General features: G+C 69.7%; 18 protein-coding genes. 10 read left to right on the forward strand and 8 right to left on the reverse strand.

The features are described 5' to 3' along the window. Window positions 1-37: 37 nt before the first annotated feature. The 4 genes from ETD83_RS29545 to ETD83_RS29560 all read left to right on the forward strand — a co-directional run bounded on the left by ETD83_RS29545 (window position 38) and on the right by ETD83_RS29560 (window position 2650). Window positions 38-196 (forward strand): DUF4177 domain-containing protein, encoded by a 159-nt coding sequence (locus ETD83_RS29545; RefSeq protein ID WP_138648492.1) that lies wholly within the window; start codon window positions 38-40, stop codon window positions 194-196. Window positions 197-206: 10 nt separating this feature from the next. Further along, complete coding sequence (locus tag ETD83_RS29550) at window positions 207-668, forward strand: RidA family protein (protein ID WP_138648493.1); 462 nt, start codon at window positions 207-209, stop codon at window positions 666-668. A 185-nt stretch (window positions 669-853) separates the two neighbouring features. Next, on the forward strand, window positions 854-1693 hold the full coding sequence (locus ETD83_RS29555; RefSeq protein WP_171064498.1) for an NUDIX hydrolase: 840 nt from the start codon (window positions 854-856) through the stop codon (window positions 1691-1693). Between the two features lie 174 nt (window positions 1694-1867). Further along, entirely contained in the window at window positions 1868-2650 is a 783-nt protein-coding gene (locus ETD83_RS29560; RefSeq protein WP_230421281.1) for an MBL fold metallo-hydrolase, read from the forward strand. Window positions 2651-2917: 267 nt separating this feature from the next. On the opposite strand, the gene ETD83_RS29565 is transcribed toward ETD83_RS29560, so the two are convergent. Next, window positions 2918-3604, reverse strand: a complete 687-nt coding sequence (locus ETD83_RS29565) for a Crp/Fnr family transcriptional regulator (protein ID WP_067483689.1) — start codon at window positions 3602-3604, stop codon at window positions 2918-2920. A 229-nt stretch (window positions 3605-3833) separates the two neighbouring features. Here ETD83_RS29565 and ETD83_RS29570 point away from each other — a divergent pair, with 229 nt between their 5' ends. Next, complete coding sequence (locus tag ETD83_RS29570) at window positions 3834-4481, forward strand: TetR/AcrR family transcriptional regulator (protein WP_171064499.1); 648 nt, start codon at window positions 3834-3836, stop codon at window positions 4479-4481. Between the two features lie 34 nt (window positions 4482-4515). Here the strand turns inward: ETD83_RS29570 and ETD83_RS29575 are convergent, their stop codons facing one another. Together ETD83_RS29575 and ETD83_RS29580 are read right to left on the reverse strand one after the other, a co-directional pair. Next, complete coding sequence (locus tag ETD83_RS29575; protein ID WP_230421278.1) at window positions 4516-5010, reverse strand: carboxymuconolactone decarboxylase family protein; 495 nt, start codon at window positions 5008-5010, stop codon at window positions 4516-4518. 71 nt (window positions 5011-5081) lie between these two features. Beyond that, on the reverse strand, window positions 5082-5993 hold the full coding sequence (locus ETD83_RS29580; protein WP_230421279.1) for an SDR family NAD(P)-dependent oxidoreductase: 912 nt from the start codon (window positions 5991-5993) through the stop codon (window positions 5082-5084). A gap of 76 nt (window positions 5994-6069) precedes the next feature. Between ETD83_RS29580 and nth the strand changes: the two genes are divergently transcribed. From nth to ETD83_RS29595, 3 genes are all read left to right on the forward strand, one after another. Then, window positions 6070-6810, forward strand: coding sequence for an endonuclease III (gene nth / locus ETD83_RS29585; RefSeq protein ID WP_138648496.1), 741 nt, complete (start codon window positions 6070-6072; stop codon window positions 6808-6810). A 136-nt stretch (window positions 6811-6946) separates the two neighbouring features. Then, window positions 6947-7561 (forward strand): NUDIX hydrolase, encoded by a 615-nt coding sequence (locus ETD83_RS29590; RefSeq protein WP_205717953.1) that lies wholly within the window; start codon window positions 6947-6949, stop codon window positions 7559-7561. Window positions 7562-7792: 231 nt separating this feature from the next. Continuing rightward, window positions 7793-8989, forward strand: a complete 1197-nt coding sequence (locus tag ETD83_RS29595; protein ID WP_171064500.1) for a MarP family serine protease — start codon at window positions 7793-7795, stop codon at window positions 8987-8989. On the opposite strand, the gene ETD83_RS29600 is transcribed toward ETD83_RS29595, so the two are convergent. The 5 genes from ETD83_RS29600 to acs all read right to left on the reverse strand — a co-directional run bounded on the left by ETD83_RS29600 (window position 8986) and on the right by acs (window position 14341). Continuing rightward, window positions 8986-9435, reverse strand: coding sequence for a DUF309 domain-containing protein (locus ETD83_RS29600; protein WP_138648498.1), 450 nt, complete (start codon window positions 9433-9435; stop codon window positions 8986-8988). The genes ETD83_RS29595 and ETD83_RS29600 overlap by 4 nt on opposite strands. 45 nt (window positions 9436-9480) lie before the next feature. After that, window positions 9481-10404 carry an alpha/beta fold hydrolase gene (locus ETD83_RS29605; RefSeq protein ID WP_138648499.1) on the reverse strand — a complete coding sequence of 308 codons (924 nt, stop codon included), beginning with the start codon at window positions 10402-10404 and terminating at the stop codon, window positions 9481-9483. 9 nt (window positions 10405-10413) lie between these two features. Continuing rightward, window positions 10414-10845: a phage holin family protein gene (locus ETD83_RS29610; protein WP_138648500.1), complete on the reverse strand. Its 432-nt coding sequence runs from the start codon at window positions 10843-10845 to the stop codon at window positions 10414-10416. A 15-nt stretch (window positions 10846-10860) separates the two neighbouring features. Further along, the gene (gene nhaA / locus ETD83_RS29615; protein ID WP_138648501.1) at window positions 10861-12099 is read right to left on the reverse strand and encodes a Na+/H+ antiporter NhaA; all 1239 of its coding nucleotides are present in this window, start codon (window positions 12097-12099) and stop codon (window positions 10861-10863) included. Between the two features lie 274 nt (window positions 12100-12373). Then, on the reverse strand, window positions 12374-14341 hold the full coding sequence (acs, locus tag ETD83_RS29620) for an acetate--CoA ligase (RefSeq protein WP_138648502.1): 1968 nt from the start codon (window positions 14339-14341) through the stop codon (window positions 12374-12376). A gap of 232 nt (window positions 14342-14573) precedes the next feature. Between acs and ETD83_RS29625 the strand changes: the two genes are divergently transcribed. Beyond that, entirely contained in the window at window positions 14574-15365 is a 792-nt protein-coding gene (locus tag ETD83_RS29625) for a Fic family protein (protein WP_138648503.1), read from the forward strand. A 31-nt stretch (window positions 15366-15396) separates the two neighbouring features. Continuing rightward, complete coding sequence (locus ETD83_RS29630; protein WP_138648504.1) at window positions 15397-16014, forward strand: pentapeptide repeat-containing protein; 618 nt, start codon at window positions 15397-15399, stop codon at window positions 16012-16014. Window positions 16015-16823: the final 809 nt, after the last annotated feature.

The raw sequence follows: 16823 nt of genomic DNA on the forward strand, positions 1-16823 counted from the left end.
GGGGTGGGGCGACCGGACGATCGCTAGGCTCGGGGCCATGAAGAAGTGGGAGTACGCGACCGTTCCGTTGCTCGTGCACGCGACCAAGCAGATTCTGGACAACTGGGGACAGGACGGGTGGGAGCTCGTCACCGTCCTGCCGGGGCCGAACCCGGAGAACCTCGTGGCCTATTTCAAGCGCGAAGACCGGTCCTAGGAGGATGGTCATGAGCACGCCCGAAGAACGGATCCGCGAGCTGGGGTTGGAGCTGCCGGAGGTCGTCCCGCCGGTCGCGTCGTACGTCCCCACGGCCCGGACCGGGTCGCTCGTCTACACGGCCGGGCAGATCCCGCTGGTCAAGGGCGAGCTGGGCCTCACCGGGAAGGTGGGCGCGGAGGTCAGCCCGGAGGAGGGCGCCCGGCAGGCGCGGATCTGCGCGCTGAACGCGATCGCGGCGCTCAAGGCCGAGGTCGGCGAGCTGTCCCGGATCGCGCGGATCGTCAAGGTCGTCGGCTTCGTCGCCAGCGCCCCGGACTTCGACGGGCAGCCGCAGGTGATCAACGGGGCCAGCGATTTGCTGGTCGAGGTGTTCGGGGACGCGGGCAAGCACGCCCGCAGCGCCGTGGGCGTCGCCGCCCTGCCGCGCGACGTCCCGGTCGAGGTCGAGCTGATCGCTGAGATCGCCTAGCACCGGATGCCGCCGTCCCCAGGTCGATAGCGACGCTGCCCGGCGCTGCCGCTGGTGTCCGAGACGTGGGGCGGGGTTGACGGAATGACGTTCGGTATGTCCGAATTGGCCGCCATGAGGGCTGGACTTCGGGAGGCCGAGCGGAGCTCGTCGTTTGGCTGGTGGTGGGTGGGGGCTGGAGGACGGTGAACGCGCTCAAGCTGCCGGAGTCGTTCCGCGGCCGGGTCGAGGACATCCGGGCCGGGAGGGCCGAGCCCGTCCCGGCACGGCACGCCGCCACGGTCGTCGTGCTTCGCGATCACGAGAGGCACGGGCTGCAGGCGTTCCTGCTCCGCCGCGTCCGGTCCATGGAGTTCGCGCCCGGCGCGTACGTGTTCCCGGGAGGCGGGGTCGACCCGCGCGACGGGGACGCGGATCTCGCCTGGTCGGGCCCGGCGCCGGACGAGTGGGGGCGGGCGTTCAACGCCGATGGGACGCTGGCCCGCGAGCTGGTGTGCGCGGCCGTCCGGGAGACGTTCGAGGAGACGCTCGTCCTGCTCGCCGGCCCGACGGCGGAGACGGTCGTGGACGACACGCGCGGCGACGACTGGGAGGCCGACCGGCGGTCCCTGCTGGACCGGACCCAGTCGTTCGCCGGGTTCCTCGACCGGCGCGGCCTCGTCCTCCGCGCGGACCTGCTCCGCCCCTGGGCGCACTGGATCACCCCGAAGGTCGAGCCGAAGCGCTACGACACGCGCTTCTTCGTCGCGGGGATGCCGGAGGGGCAGCGGGCCCGGGACGTCAGCACCGAGGCGGATCAAGTGTCCTGGGTGCGTCCGGCGGAGGCCGCCGAGCGCGGGAGCACGGGCGAGTGGATGATGCTCCCGCCGACGATCGCGACGCTCGCCGAGCTCGCCGAGTTCGACACGGTCGCGGACGTGCTGGCCGCGCCCCGCGAGATCATCGCCTACGAGCCCACCGCGGAGATCATCGACGGTGAGGCGTACCTCGTCCTGCCGGATTCCGTGGCCCGGCACTACCGGTGACGTGAGCGGTGATGGGGCGAAGGTGAGGCGGGCGGTGTGAGCGGGCGGCGGCGGGACGCGGTTTCCAAGGCGGTCATGTACCGGCTGGCGGGCACGTCGGCGCTGCGGCATCTCGACCGGCTCGGCTGGAACCCGGTCCGCCACCCGGATCGGGCCTCGGGAAAGATGGGGGACATGTCCGAGATTGATGGGATGGGCACTGAGCGGGCGACCTGCGTGCTCGCTCCGAACCCGTCCGCCATGACCCTGAACGGCACCAACACCTGGATCATCGCGGAGCCGGGCTCCAGCGAGGCTGTCGTCGTCGACCCGGGGCCCAAGGACGGCAAGCACCTGCGGCGCGTCCTGGACACGGTCGAGGCCCAGGGACGCCGCGTCGGTCTCGTCCTGCTCACGCACGGCCACCCCGACCACTCCGCCGGGGCCGGGAAGTTCGCGAGGCTGGCCGGGGGCTCGGTCAAGGTGCGGGCGCTCGACCCGCGGCACCGGCTCGGCGACGAGGGCCTCGGCGAGGGCGACGTGATCACCACGGGCGGCCTGGAGCTGCGGATCATGGAGACGCCCGGCCACAGCGACGACTCGCTCACCTTCTGGCTTCCGGCGGACGACGCCGTCCTCAGCGGCGACACCGTCCTCGGCTACGGGACGACCGTCCTGGAGGGAAGCCTCGGCGACTATCTCGGCTCGCTCGACCGGCTCCGCGCGTTCTCCGCCGAGGCCGGGGCCGCCACGATCCTCCCCGGTCACGGGCCGAAGCTGGACGACCCGATCGCCGTCCTCGACCACTACATCGACCATCGGCGGGAGCGTCTCGCCCAGGTGGAGGCCGCCGTCGCCGCGGGTGCGCGCACGGCGCGCGAGGTCGTCGAGCGCGTCTACGTGGACGTCCACAAGTCCCTGTGGCCCGCGGCCGAGTCGTCCGTCCAGGCTCAACTCGACTACCTGAACGGCCGCTGAACCCACGCAGCCCGCCCCGTCGCCCCCCGTCGCGCCCTGTTGCCTCATGTCCGGTTGGCCTCGTTGCCCCGGATCGCCCCGGTGGCCCCGTTCCCCTAGGCCGCACTGTGCCCCTGTTGGCCCTGCGCCCCCGATAACCCCCGATTGCCCTGTTGGCCCCCGATGACTCTGTAGCCGCAGTCGCCCCGTGGTGCCGCTGCGCGGTCCGCGCGTTCGCGGGTTCACGTGGCGTTGTGTGAGCGCCTGCTCAGCTTGTCGGGCAGGCGGTCACTTGGAGCGCTTGCGGAGGCGTTCGATGTCGAGGATCACGACGGCGCGGGCCTCGATGCGCAGCCAGTTCCGCTGTGCGAAGTCGGCGAGCGCCTTGTTGACCGTCTCGCGGGACGCCCCGACGAGCTGCGCCAGCTCCTCCTGCGTGAGGTCGTGGTGCACGTGCAACCCGGCCTCGGACGGCTGGCCGAACCGCTCCGCCAGGTCGAGCAGCGCCTTGGCGACACGGCCGGGCACGTCGGTGAACACCAGGTCGGCCATGACGTCGTTGGTCTTGCGCAACCGCTGCGCCAGGGCGCGCAGGAGCTGGACGGCCACCTCCGGGTGTCCCGTCAGCCAGGGCCGCAGGTCGTCGTGGCCGAGCCCGGCCAGGCGGCACTCGGTCACCGCGATGGCGCTCGCGGTGCGCGGACGCGGGTCGAACAGCGACAGCTCGCCGAACATCTCGCTCGGGCCGAGCACGCTCAGCAGGTTCTCCCGGCCGTCCGGCGCCGTCCGGGTCAGCTTGATCTTGCCTTCGAGGACGACGTACAGCCGGTCCCCGGTCTCCCCCTCGTTGAACAGCGTCTGACCGCGTGCGAGGCGCACCTCGGTCACGTTGGCGCGCAGCGCCTTGGCGCCCTGCTCGTCGAGGGCCTCGAAGAGCGGGGCTCTGCTCAGAACGTCCACGTCGCGATCCGTCACGCTTCTCCTCCTCAACACCGACATGCCTAGTGTGACGTACGTCCCACCGCGTACGTGAAGGCTGGGTCACGGCGCGCCGAAACGGAGGACCCTGGCTTTCCGTCCTCCCCGGGCCGCCGCGGTCCCGTTCGCCCAGTGTACGGACCATTGGGTGAATGCCATCACACCGGTCTCATCACCCCTTACCGGACGTCGAGGCAGGGTAGCGGCCGTGCCTTACTCTGATCGGATGTCCCAGGCTTCGCCGCGCCGCCTTCCGCGGGGGCGGCACGCGCTGTCCCGCTCGGAGGTGGAGCGGGTGCATCGCGACCGCCTCTGCGCGGCCATGGCGGCGGCGATGGCCGAGAAGGGGTATGTGGGGACGTCGGTCGAGGACGTCCTGAAGCGGGCCAGGGTTTCCCGGCAGAGCTTCTACGGGCTGTTCTCGTCCAAGCTTGACTGCTTCATGGCCGCGTTCGACCAGGCGATCGTAGTTCTTAGCCGTCGCCTGGAAGACGCCGTCGCGGAGGGCGGAGGCGACCCGGCGGAACGGTTCGAGCGCGCCGTCACCGTCTACCTGGAGGCGCTGGCGTCCGAACCGGGATACGCACGCCTGTTCCTTGTGGAGGTGTATGCGGCGGGGCCGGAGGCCATCCAGCGGCGTTCCGAGGTGCAGCACGAGCTTGCGGCGGCCCTGGCCGTGCTGATGGGCGCGACAGGGGGGACGGCCCGGTTCGCCTGCCAGATCGTGGTCTCGGCGGTCGGTGCCATGGTGACGCCGGCGGTCGCCGCGGGCGACATGGGGGCCCTGCGCGCGGTCGGGCCCCCGGTCGTCGAGCACGTCCGCCTTCTGCTGCGTTCCGGGGTCCTGAACAGTTCCGGGGCCCTGAACAGCTGAAACGCTGTGGTGATACTCACGCCCCCTGGCGGGGTCAATGATCTGGCTGGACGCGCAGCGTGCCGATCACGGTGGCGAGCATCTCGTAGTGGGCGGCGAGCATGGTCAGCTCGACGCACTGTCCCTCGGACAGGTGGGTGCGGAGCCGCGTCCAGGTCTCTTCGTCCAGGTCGCGCCGGTCATGGAGCTGGTCGGTGGCGGTGAGGATCGCGCGCTCGCGAGGGTTCCAGCCGCCCGCGTCCGGACCCCTCTTGAGGCGCTGGACGTCCCGTTCCCGGACGCCCGCGCGGCGGCCGATGCGCACGTGGTGGTCGAACTCGTAGCGGCAGCCGCGGAGATGGGCGACGCGGAGGATCACCAGTTCCGTCTCCCTGCGCGGGAGCGTGCCGCCGGGCATGAGCCGTCCCGCGAACCACAGCCAGCCGCGGAACAGGCCCCGGCGGCGGGCCAGGGTGAGGAACAGGTTCGGCGGGCCCGTCCCGGTGGCTCGGCCCGCGACCCGGCAGATGAGCCAGTTCACGACGCCCACGTCCCGGACTCCGCCCGGCGTGACACGTGGCGCGGGGGTGGCGCCTGGCGGAGAGGCGCTGGACGCTGGGGTCATCCGTGAGGGTCCGGTTGCGGCGTCGTCAGCTCCACGTGCTCTTTCCGCGCGATTTCCAGGGTTTCGCGCAGCCTTCGCTGGACGACGCGGTCGACGACGGGTTGCGCGGCCATTCTGACCGGCAGGACCCCGCCGACCCACCACGGTGCGACGATGCGCTTGGAGCGGCGGGCGATTCCGCGCTCCAGGGCGTCGATCCCTACGCGCAGTGGCGTGACCGTTGAGACCAGGCTGGACGCGCGTCCCGAATTCACCAGGGCGTTGGCCGCCTCGGTGTCGAACCCCCGTCGCGTCATGTCGGTGTCGAGTTCGGCGAAGTACGCGACTCCTGCCCTGGCCCCCCACGGCCGTAGTTCGACCCTGAGCGTGTTGCCCAGTGCCTCTACGGCGGCCTTGGACGCGCTATAGGCCCCCAGCAGGGGCGCGTGGACGGCCGCCGCCAACGACGCCACGGCCAATGCATAGCCGCGTTCATGGCTGATGTGCGGTCCGGCTGCGCGAAGGGTGTTGTGGACGCCCAGGACGTTCACCCGAAGGCTCTGCTCCAGCACGGACGGGTCACCGCCGATGACGGGCATCTGCGCGGCCACTCCCGCGTTGGCGACGACGACGTCCAGGCCGCCGCCGAGGGCGTCCGCCGCGCTGTCCACGACCTCGGACACCCTGTCGCGGTCGGTCACGTCGCACGTCCACCACGGGGCGGAGCCGCAGGTCGCCGCGACGGAGGCGAGGTGATCGGGCTCCAGGCCGGCGAGCGCCACCCTGGCGCCGCGCTCGTGCAGCCGGACGGCCAGGGCGGCGCCGATGCCGCGTGCGGCCCCCGTGATCAGGACGCGCCGCCCGGCGAGGGTCGCGGTCCACCGGGAGGAGTCGAGGATCATGCGGGCGAGCGTAACATAAATGAACATAGTCGTTTTTTTAAGGCGGGGCGCCGAGATTCCACTTCAGCCGAGTGCGGGGCACCGAGGCCGTAGGCTGGCTGGTATGGCGACGGAGGCGTCCAGAAGGCCGCGAGCCCGGAAATGGCAGAACGAGTCACGGATCGGGCTCGTGCGGCGGGCGCGCAGGATGAACCGGATCCTGGCCGAGACGTACCCGGACGCCCACTGCGAGCTGAACTTCGGGACGCCGTTCCAGCTTCTCGTCGCCACCGTCCTGTCGGCGCAGACCACCGACGTGCGCGTGAACCTGACCACACCCGGCCTCTTCGCCAAGTACCCCACGCCGGAAGACCTGGCCGCCGCCGACCCCGAGGACGTCGAGCAGATCCTGAAGCCCACCGGCTTCTTCCGCGCCAAGACCAAGTCGGTCATGGGGCTGTCCGCCGCGCTGCGTGACAAGTTCGACGGCGAGGTCCCAGGGAACCTTGAAGACCTGGTCACTCTCCCTGGTGTCGGGCGTAAGACGGCCAACGTCGTCCTGGGAAACGCGTTCGACGTTCCGGGAATCACCGTCGACACTCACTTCGGCCGTCTGGCCCGCCGTTTCGCATGGACGAGCGAAGACGACCCAGTGAAGGTCGAACAGGAGATCGGCGAGCTGATCCCGCGCAAGGACTGGACGATGCTTTCCCACAGGCTGATCTGGCACGGCCGCCGTATCTGCCATGCTCGCCGTCCGGCCTGTGGCGCATGCCCCCTCGCACGGCTGTGCCCGTCGTTCGGCGAAGGACCGACCGACGAGGAGACCGCGCGCAAGCTCGTCAAGCCCGGCCCCTTCTCGTGACCGGCGTACCCGTCCTCGCGGCCGGCGCACCCGCCGCGGGAAGCATGAGGAGCGTTCCGGAGTTGGGACGGACGTGACCGACATCGCCCCCACCGGCCCGCCGTGGCTCGACCGCTTCTGCTCCGAAGGGCCGCGGATGACGGTGCCGCCGATGTTCCAGCCCGTGCCGGGCGCGCGCGCCGCCGCTGTCCTGATCCTCTTCGGCGAGGGCCCGGACGGCCCTGACGTGCTGCTCACCGAGCGCGCGCCCACGCTCAACAGCCACGCCGGGCAGCCCGCGTTCCCCGGCGGACGCATCGACCCCGGCGACTGCGGCGGCCCCGACGACGATGGCGCGGTCGCGGCGGCGCTGCGCGAGGCGTGGGAGGAGGCGGGTGTCGAGCCGTCCGGTGTCGACGTCCTCTGCAGGCTGCCCGAGCTGTACCTGGCGCACAGCAAGCACGTGGTCACGCCCGTCGCCGGCTGGTGGCGGGAGCCGTCGGACATCGCGCCCGGCCATCCCGGCGAGGTCGCGACGGTCGCACGCGTCCCGATCGCGGAGCTGGTCGACCCCGCGAACCGGCTGATGATCCGGCACCCGTCCGGGGTCAGGATGGGGCCCGCGTTCCGCGTCCGCGGCATGCTCGTGTGGGGGTTCACGGCGGCGTTGCTCATCCGCGTCCTGGACGCGGGCGGCTGGAACCGTCCGTGGAACGCCGACCACGTCGAGGACCTGCCGCCGGAGACCCTGAACCTCGCCGCCCGCGACTGAACATCCGCGCCGCGATCAAACGTCCCGAAACCGAACGTCCCGAAACCCCAACGCCGGCGACTGAATGTCCGCGCCACCGGTCGTGACGGCTCGGCCGCAGGTCAGGCGGTCGTCGTCATTCCGGCCGACGACAGCGGCGGTCGCGCGTCACACCGGACGGCTACCCCGCACACCCCAATCTGGTACATCGAGGGGACGTTATGCAGCGGTGCGGCACTATACGGTGAAGCGGTGCTGCACGACCACGTTCTCGACGCCATCCTGCTCGTGCTCGTCGTGCTGTTCGGAGTCTCGGGCTACCGGCAGGGCTTCATCGTGAGCCTGCTGAGCTTCGTCGGCTTCGTCGGCGGCGGTGTCGCCGGGGTGCTGATCGCGCCGCCGATCGCCGAGGCCGCGGTGGACGGCGCCGCGCAGCAGGCGCTCCTCGCCATCGTGATCGCGTTCCTCGCCGCCACCATGGGACAGCTGGTCGCATCCTCCCTCGGCGCCATCCTGCGCAACCGGGTGACCGGCCTGAACGCCCGCACGGTGGACGCGGTCGGCGGCACCTTCGTCAGCGCCCTGTCCCTCCTGATCGTCGCCTGGTTCTTCGGGAGCCTGGTCGCCAACTCCGAGTTCCAGCCCGTCCGGACGCAGGTCAAGGGCTCCTCCATCATCAACGGCATCAACGACGTGATGCCGCCGCAAGCGCAGACCTGGTTCACCTCCTTCCAGGGCTTCGTGAAGAGCAGCGAGTTCCCGCAGGTCTTCAACGGGCTCGGCGGCGAGTCGGTGGTGCAGGTGCCGCCGCCGGACGAGTCCGTGCTGAACACCAGGGGGCTGCGCGCCGCCCGCGACAGCATCGTGAAGATCGTCAGCACGGCGCCGCAGTGCCAGCGGCGGATCGAGGGCACCGGCTTCGTGTTCGCGCCGAAGCACATCATGACGAACGCGCACGTCGTCGCGGGGGCGCGCGGGTCGTCCGCCGTGGCGACCGTGAACGGCGAGACCGCCCGCGGACGGGTCGTCCTGTACGACCCGAAGCGCGACGTCGCCGTTCTGTACGTGCCGGGCCTGGACGCGCCGCCGCTGAAGTTCGCCGGGGAGGCCCGCGTCCGCGACAGCGCGATCATCGCCGGGTTCCCGAAGAACCAGCCGTTCACGCCGGGCGCCGCCCGGATCCGCGCCCGGCAGACGGCGCGGGGCCCGGACATCTACCACTCCGGCCAGGTCACCCGCGAGATCTACGCCATCCGCGGCAAGGTCGAGCCCGGCAACTCGGGCGGCCCGCTCCTGTCCACCGAGGGCCGCGTCTACGGCGTCATCTTCGCCGCGGCGCTGGACTCGCCGTCCACCGGCTACGCGCTGACCGCCGAGGAAGTCGCCCCGGACGTGCGCGCGAGCGCGAACGCGACAACACCGGTGTCGACGGAGCGCTGCTCCGACTAACTCCTAAGTCGAACGGTTATCGGGCCCTCCTGGGGATGCCCGGCCAGATGGCGCGCGCGCTGAACGACCCCTTGGACGTCGATGCCGTGCGGAGGGTCAGCCTCATACGGGACGAGGCGTTCGGCGGCGCGGCTCAGGAGCGCGTCAGCGCCGCGCGTATTTCCACGGCGGAGATGAGTTATCCCTACAGCGACCTGTGCGAGACCTCTCCACAGTTCCCGTTCGGGTTCTGGCGCGGCCTTCCAGACTGCTTCGAGTACCTCGTGTGCATGGAACGGACGGTCGGCGTCCAGGAGGCGTTGCGCTTCGACCAAGGCTTCGGTGGGCGGCATGTCGAGGTCGTCCGGCATCGTGGGTATGCCGGTCGCGTCATGGGGCAGCGGCCGTCCGAAGGCGTCGCGTGGACGTGCGTTCCGTGGCCGTCCGGCCTCGTCCCGATCCCGCATCCCTCCACGCTACGCCCGCCCCACACGCGCCATACCGGCGGACGGTCAAAGCTCAGGCTCGGGATCGGCGAGCCAGCCGAGAAGCTGGGTGTCGAACGTGCGGGGACGTTCCTCGTGCGGGAAGTGGCCGGCGCCGTCGATGAGCTTCCAGCGGTAAGGGGCCGTCACGTAGCGGCCGGAACCCTGAGCGCTGCCAGGGAGAGTGCACGTGTCGAGCGCACCGTGCAACTGGAGCGTGGGTACGTGGATGGGTGCGCGCATACGGTGCGCGTAGCGGATACCGTCCGGGCGGGCCTGCGAACGGATGAGCCAACGGTGATACTCCAGTGCGCTGTGCGCCGCCCCAGGGATCTGTACCGCTCTTCGGACGAGCCGCTCAGTGCGTTCATCCGGCCAGCCTGGGCCAGACCAGTCGTGCAGTAGCTTCCCGACCAGTGCCGCGTCGTCCCGCATCAGGCGCCGTTCAGGCCACAGCGGCAACTGGAAGCCGAACGTGTGGCGTGTCGCCCAACCTTGGCCGCGCGGGTCACCGGCGACCGCCTGCCGCAGCCGCAGCGGATGCGGGGCGCTCACCACCGCAAGCCGCTGGACGACCTTCGGATGGTAGACGCCCATCGTCCAGGCCAGGAGCCCGCCCCAGTCATGCCCGACGACGATCGCGTTGGCCTCACCGAGTGCCCGGACGAGCCCTGCGGCGTCCCCGGCCAGCGTCACCAGGTCGTAGCCGCGCGGTGGCTTGTCGCTCCCGCCGTAGCCGCGCAGGTCCACCGCTGCGGCGCGGTAGCCCGCCGCTGGCAGCGACACCAGCTGGTTGTGCCATGACCACCAGAACTCGGGGAAACCGTGCAGAAGCAGGACGAGCGGCCCGTCACCGGCCTCGGCGACGTGGAACCGTGTCCCCCCGGCGCTGATCTGCCGGTGGGTCCACGGTCCGTCGACCTCGACCAGGGACGCGTCGTGCCCGGACATGGCGATCGGTCAGCCCGTCAGCTCTGGCGTGTCGGAGTCGCCGCGGCGGCGCAGCCTCGACAGGTCGCTCTTCAATGACTTGCGGGTCCGCTTCGCCCCTTCGATCTTCTTGATGATCCGTTTGGCGATGAGCATCAGCGCGCCAGCGAGCAGCACGTACACGACCGCGACGATCAGGAAGGCGAGCCAGCGCCAGAGACCCAGTCCGATCAGCCCGTACGCGAACGAGATCGACAGCAGGATGACGACGATTCCGCCCATCACGGCGGCGATGGTGAACATCACACTGCTGACGGCCGCCTTCTTGGCGTCGGCCTTCAACTCGACCCTGGCGAGTTCCATCTCCAGCCTGATGATGTCCGACATCTCGCTCAACGCCAGCGTGGCCAGGTCGCCGAGAGACTTGTCCTCGACGCGATCGCCCGGTAGTGCCTCGGACATATAGAAAATTCTCCTTCAGTCCCGGCGCGCGCGCAGACGCACCCTTCTCCGGAAGACGACGGCCGCGGCCGCCGAGGCGAGAACGCTCGCGATCAGGACCGCAGTCGTCACTCTCTCGAATTGTGACGGGTCGGTATAGGCCAAACCGCCGATCAGCAGCGAAACGGTGAAACCCACCCCGGCGAGCAAAGCGACCCCCGCGATCTCGTGCCAGTGCAGATCGTCGCTGAGGTTCGCCCAGCCGAGCCGGACGGCCGCCCAGGCGCCGCCGAAGACGCCCACGAACTTACCGATCACCAGTCCGGCGATCACACCGAGGGCCACCCGGTCGGTGAACACCGCACCCAGCTGCGACGCGCCGAGCCCTACGCCCGCGGACACGAACGCGAAAACCGGCACGCACACTCCCGCCGAGAACGGACGCAGCGCATGGTCGGCGCGTTCCGCGTTCGTCGGCCGTCCGTCCGGTGTTTCCCTCGGGCTGGTGAGCATTCCTAGAGCGACACCCGCGACGGTGGCGTGCACACCACTCCGCTGTAGGCAGTACCAGGCGAGGACGGCGAGCGGCACGTACACCCACGGCGATCGGACGCTCCTGTACTGCAGCAGCCCATAAGCGCCGATCAGGACCACGCCGAGACCGAGCGGCGTCCAGTTCATCTCGTGGGAGTAGAACAACGCGATGATGGTGATGGCGATGAGGTCGTCCACCACGGCCAGGGTCAGCAGGAAAGCGCGCAGTGGCGCCGGGCATGACGTGAACGTCACCGCGAGCACGGCGAGCGCGAACGCGATGTCCGTCGCTGTGGGAACGGCCCATCCGCTGGACGCGCCCGCCTCGCCCGCGCTCACCGCCAGGAAAATCAGCGCAGGCACCGCCACACCGGCCACTGCGGCGAGTACCGGCAGGGCAGCGTCCCTTGGGTTGCGCAACTCCCCGTGGGTCAATTCCTCACGCAGCTCTAGACCAGCGACAAAGAAGAACACGACGAGCAGCCCGCTGGACGCCCAGTGCTGCACGTCCATGTGCCCGATGTGCAGCCAGCCGGGGCTGATCTCGAATGTCTGCAGGTCCTCATAGGCGCTCGCCCACGGGGTGTTGGCCCACACCAGTGCGGCGACCGCCGCGAGCAGCATGACCACGCCGCCGATCGTCTCCGTCCGCAATGCCGCCGCGACCTGCGTCCCGTAGCGGACGGTGGGGCGGAACGGCCACGTCGCTGCGACGCGACGCCGGACGGGTGGGTGCACCATGGAAACCCCCGGGAAGGTGGCGAGCGGTCTGGTCCGGCCACGACCCGCCATGCGCAACAGACCGTGACGTTGCCGACCAGACTTCCCGGCGCACCACGAACGACCCTACCTGCACAGCCATCACCACCATGCCAGCCGCCATGCCACCGCCTCCGCAGTGAGAGGGCTACCGTCCATAGGGCAGGTGTGCATCGGTCATGTGAGACCTTCGCGAGAACGGCCCGCGTCCGATGGTGTGCACCGGGCGCGGGCCGTCCTCGCAGCTCGTCGGGGGTCACTCGTCGGACTTGGCGCTCGGAAGCTTCTCCGAGATCAGGTCCATGACCGTGCTGTCGGCGAGCGTCGTCACATCGCCGATGCTGCGGTTCTCGGCGACGTCCCGCAGCAGCCGCCGCATGATCTTGCCGGAGCGGGTCTTCGGCAGCTCCGGCACGATCATGATCTGGCGGGGCTTGGCGATCGGGCCCAGCGTCTTGGACACGTGGTCGCGCAGCTCCCGCAGGAACTCCTCGCCTTCCACGTCCCCGCCCGCGTCCCCGCGCGGGATCACGAACGCGACGATGGCCTGCCCGGTGACCGGGTCCGTCGCGCCGACGACCGCCGACTCGGCGACCTTCGGGTGCGAGACCAGCGCCGACTCCACCTCCGTCGTGGAGATGTTGTGGCCGGACACGAGCATGACGTCGTCCACGCGGCCGAGCAGCCACATGTCGCCGTCCGCGTCCTTCTTCGCGCCGTCACCGGCGAAGTACAGGCCCTCGAAACGCGACCAGTACGTCTTGACGTACCGCTCGTCGTCGCCCCAGATCGTCCGGAGCATGCTCGGCCACGGCTCCCTGATCACCATGAACCCGCCGCCGCCGTTCGGCACGGACCGGCCCTGGTCGTCCACCACGTCCGCGGCGATGCCCGGCAGCGGGCGCATCGCCGCGCCCGGCTTCCCGTGCGTGATCCCCGGCAGCGGGCTGATCATGATGGCGCCGGTCTCCGTCTGCCACCACGTGTCGACGACCGGGGCCTTGTCGCCGCCGATGTGCTTGCGGTACCAGACGTACGCCTCCGGGTTGATCGGCTCACCGACCGACCCCAGGACGCGCAGGGACGACAGGTCGTACTGCGCAGGGATGTCGTCGCCCCACTTCATGAACGTGCGGATCGCCGTAGGCGCGGTGTAGAAGATGGTCACCTTGTACTTCTGGATGACGTCCCACCAGCGGCCCTTGTTCGGGGTGTCGGGGGTGCCCTCGTAGATGACGCTGGTCGCGCCGTTGGCGAGCGGCCCGTACACGATGTACGAGTGACCGGTCACCCAGCCGATGTCGGCCGAACACCAGTAGACGTCCGTCTCCGGCTTCAGGTCGAACACCGCGTGATGCGTGTACGCGCATTGGGTGAGGTAGCCGCCGGTGGTGTGCAGGATGCCCTTCGGCTTACCCGTCGTACCGGACGTGTACAGGATGTACAGCGGGTGCTCCGAGTCCATGGGCTCGGGCGTGTGCTGGTCAGTCTGCCGTTCGACGACGTCGTGCCACCACACGTCGCGCTCGTTCTCGGCTACCGGCTCACCGGTGCGGCGCACGACGAGCACGTTCTCGATCGTCGGCGTCTGCGCGACGGCCTCGTCGACGATGCCCTTCAGGTCGGACGGCTTACCGCGGCGGAACCCGCCGTCCGATGTGATGACCAGCTTGGCCTGCGCGTCGTCGATGCGGGTCCGCAGCGCCTCCGCGGAGAACCCGCCGAACACGACCGAATGGGTCGCGCCGATGCGCGCGCACGCCAGCATCGAGATCGGCAGCTCGGGAATCATCGGCAGGTAGATCGCGACCCGGTCGCCCTTGCGGACGCCCAGTTCCAGTAGGGCGTTGGCCGCCCTGTTCACCTCACGCTGGAGGTCGGCGTAGGTGAGGGTACGGCTGTCGCCCGGTTCACCCTCCCATTGGAACGCGACCTTGGCTCCGCGTCCCGCCTCGACGTGGCGGTCTACGCAGTTGTAGGCGACGTTCAGCTCGCCGCCCACGAACCACTTCGCGAACGGGGGATTGCTCCAGTCGAGGACGTCGTCCCAGCGCTTCGTCCAGGACAGCCGATCCGCCTGCTCCGCCCAGAACCCCAGGCGGTCCCCCGCCGCCTGCTCGTACGCCTCGGCCTTGACATTGGCCGACGCGGCGAGCTCTGCGGGCGGGGAGAAGCGGCGCGTCTCCTGCAGAAGGTTCGACAGTGTCTCTTGGCTCTGGCTCAACGCGAAACTCCTTGCTAGCTGAAGCGGGGGTCGCCCGGTATCCCCACTTCACCAGGAAGGTCCTCGGTCCCACAAGGCCGCGTCCCTGGATGTCGCGGAAGAACGCTCGTGGTTCCGGACGGCGTTGTGTGATACCCAACACACCAGCTCTTCCCAGTCTGCGGTCAGGAAACCGCCGGGTGCGCCCGGGGGCTGGGCCTAGGCGCCGCTGGTCGGCGCATAGGGTCGGGCCGTGACCGATGCCCTTGCCGATGTAGCGAATCTGCCCGGCGTCGCCGGTGCCGTCGACGACGCGCGTTCCGCCGTAGACCGCTTGCTAGGCCACCGCATCCTGCGGCGGCGTAGCGCTGAGGTGTCCACCGAGTCCGCGTTGCGCGGTGCCCGGGCCTCGGCCGTCCTCGATGGGGTCGATGTCACCTTGGACGAGCTCCGGATCACTGAGACCCCGTCCGATCCCGTCGTCCAGGGGGCTCTTCGTGTGTCGGCCGAACTGGGCACTCTGACGGAGACGTGGCGGAAGGCGCCCCGGCAGGCTCTCGCGCGGCTGCACGTCCTGGCCGCAGCGGACGCGGTCGAAAGCGCCGATCTCGGACGTCCGCGCTCCGCAGACGGGCCCGTCATCGACGTTCTGGCCCTCGGCGCCGCACCTTCGCCGTCCGAGGTGGCCCTTCGCCTGGACGCGCTCAGCGGATTGCTGACCGAGCCGACGAAAGCGCCGGCCCTTGTGGTCGCGGCCATCGTGCACGGCGAGCTGCTGACTCTGCGTCCGTTCGGCTGGGGAGACGGGATCGTCGCCCGTGCCGCGCAGCGACTCACCCTCGTCGCCCGCGGACTCGACCCCAAATCGCTCGTCGCGCCAGAGGTGGGGCACCTGGAACTCGCCGACGACTACGCCGAAGCGCTTCGCGCCTACTCGTCCGGCACCTCGGAGGGCGTCGCCCAGTGGATCGGGCACTGCTCCGCAGCCGTCGCCGCCGCGGCTCGGGACTCGCAGGCCATCTGCGAAGCGTTCATGCGCGGCTGACTCTGTCAGTGAGCTGGTCCATGCTGGGCCCATGGCCGATCGCATGTACGGACGACCCGCGGCTCCCACCGACACCACGATCTCGTCAGCGGACTGGGACTCCCGGGACCTGACAGGTGAGAACCACGAGAACGTCCTGTTCGCGGACCTCGACATGACCGAGGCCACAGGCGTCGGCGCCGTGTTCACCGACTGCACGTTCCGCGGTGCGCGCTTCAACGCGTCCACCCACACCGATGCCGCGTTCGTGAACTGCACGTTCGTGCGCTGTGGATTCTTCGACGCCACCTTCACGGGATGCAAGCTCGTTGGCAGCATGTTCGACGGCTGTACCTATGACCTGTTGAAGGTGAAGGGCGGCGACTGGTCATTCACGGGTCTGCCCGGAGCCGACCTGCGCCGTGCGTCGTTCAAGGACGCGCGCATGCGTGAGGTTGATCTCACTGGTGCCAGGTGTGCCGGAGCCGAGTTTCGTGACGTCGACTTGTCGGGGTCGGTGCTTCACAAGGCGGACTTTTCCGGCTGCGATCTACGCGGAAGCGACATCTCGGCGATAGACCCCTTCACCGTCGGACTTCGGCGCGCGGTGATCGATCCGTTTCAGGCGGTCGTCCTGGCAACTGCACTCGGGCTGGACGTCCGCGACTAACGCCGCATTACTCGCAAAGCGAACGGCGCCCCTCCCGGGACGCCGCCGCCAAGCACGTCACACCGGGTTACCAAGCGTGCACCTCTATCCGTCGGATCGGGTCAAGCCCGTCTCGACGCGCCTCCCGCGGCTGATCGCGCGTGGGTGCCCGGCTGCCGTGCGCGGACACGTGGTCCGTACGACCTGTGTACGCCTCATTTGCCCAGTTGACAAGCCCCTGTCCGGAAAACTCGCACGGCCGGTGAATGCGGTGCCGGCGGGGACGCGGGTGCTGTGTGAGGTCAACTCGGGATGGAGTGCCCTATTCCGGACTAACCGGAACTCCCGGACGGTCCCGGAATTGATCACTCACCGTGATCATTTCTATTGTGAACGGTCGATCCGGCGGTGCGGCAGGAAAGATCTTTAGTTCTCCTGTACGCTCCCACTCCCGTCCCGATGCACTCCTTGTGCTGGGGGATCGGGTGCCCTGTCGAGGGCGGGACGGCGCCTTGCGGCACCGCGCCGCCACACGTCGAGGGGATCGCCCCAACCAGGTGCGAAAAATCGTCACCTGTCGGACGAGTTTGCGCCTCGACGGAACTCTGAACGATCGGGCAGCATATGTTGTATCTGCTTAGACTGGAGTCAGTGAGTTTGCCTCTCCTATAGAGCGAACTTGCGTACGGCTTAGCCGAACTCCCTGAGACTTTCTTGGGAAAGCGGGCCGGCTCTACCCCCCCGGAGCCGGACCGCCCGGCGACCCCCGCTCTCCCCCCCGGCGGGGGTCGCCCAGTTTTAGCGGCCGGGCGGTGGCGCAAGCACAACTC

Origin of the sequence: Actinomadura soli (assembly GCF_005889715.1) — a bacterium.
Taxonomy (GTDB): domain Bacteria; phylum Actinomycetota; class Actinomycetes; order Streptosporangiales; family Streptosporangiaceae; genus Spirillospora; species Spirillospora soli.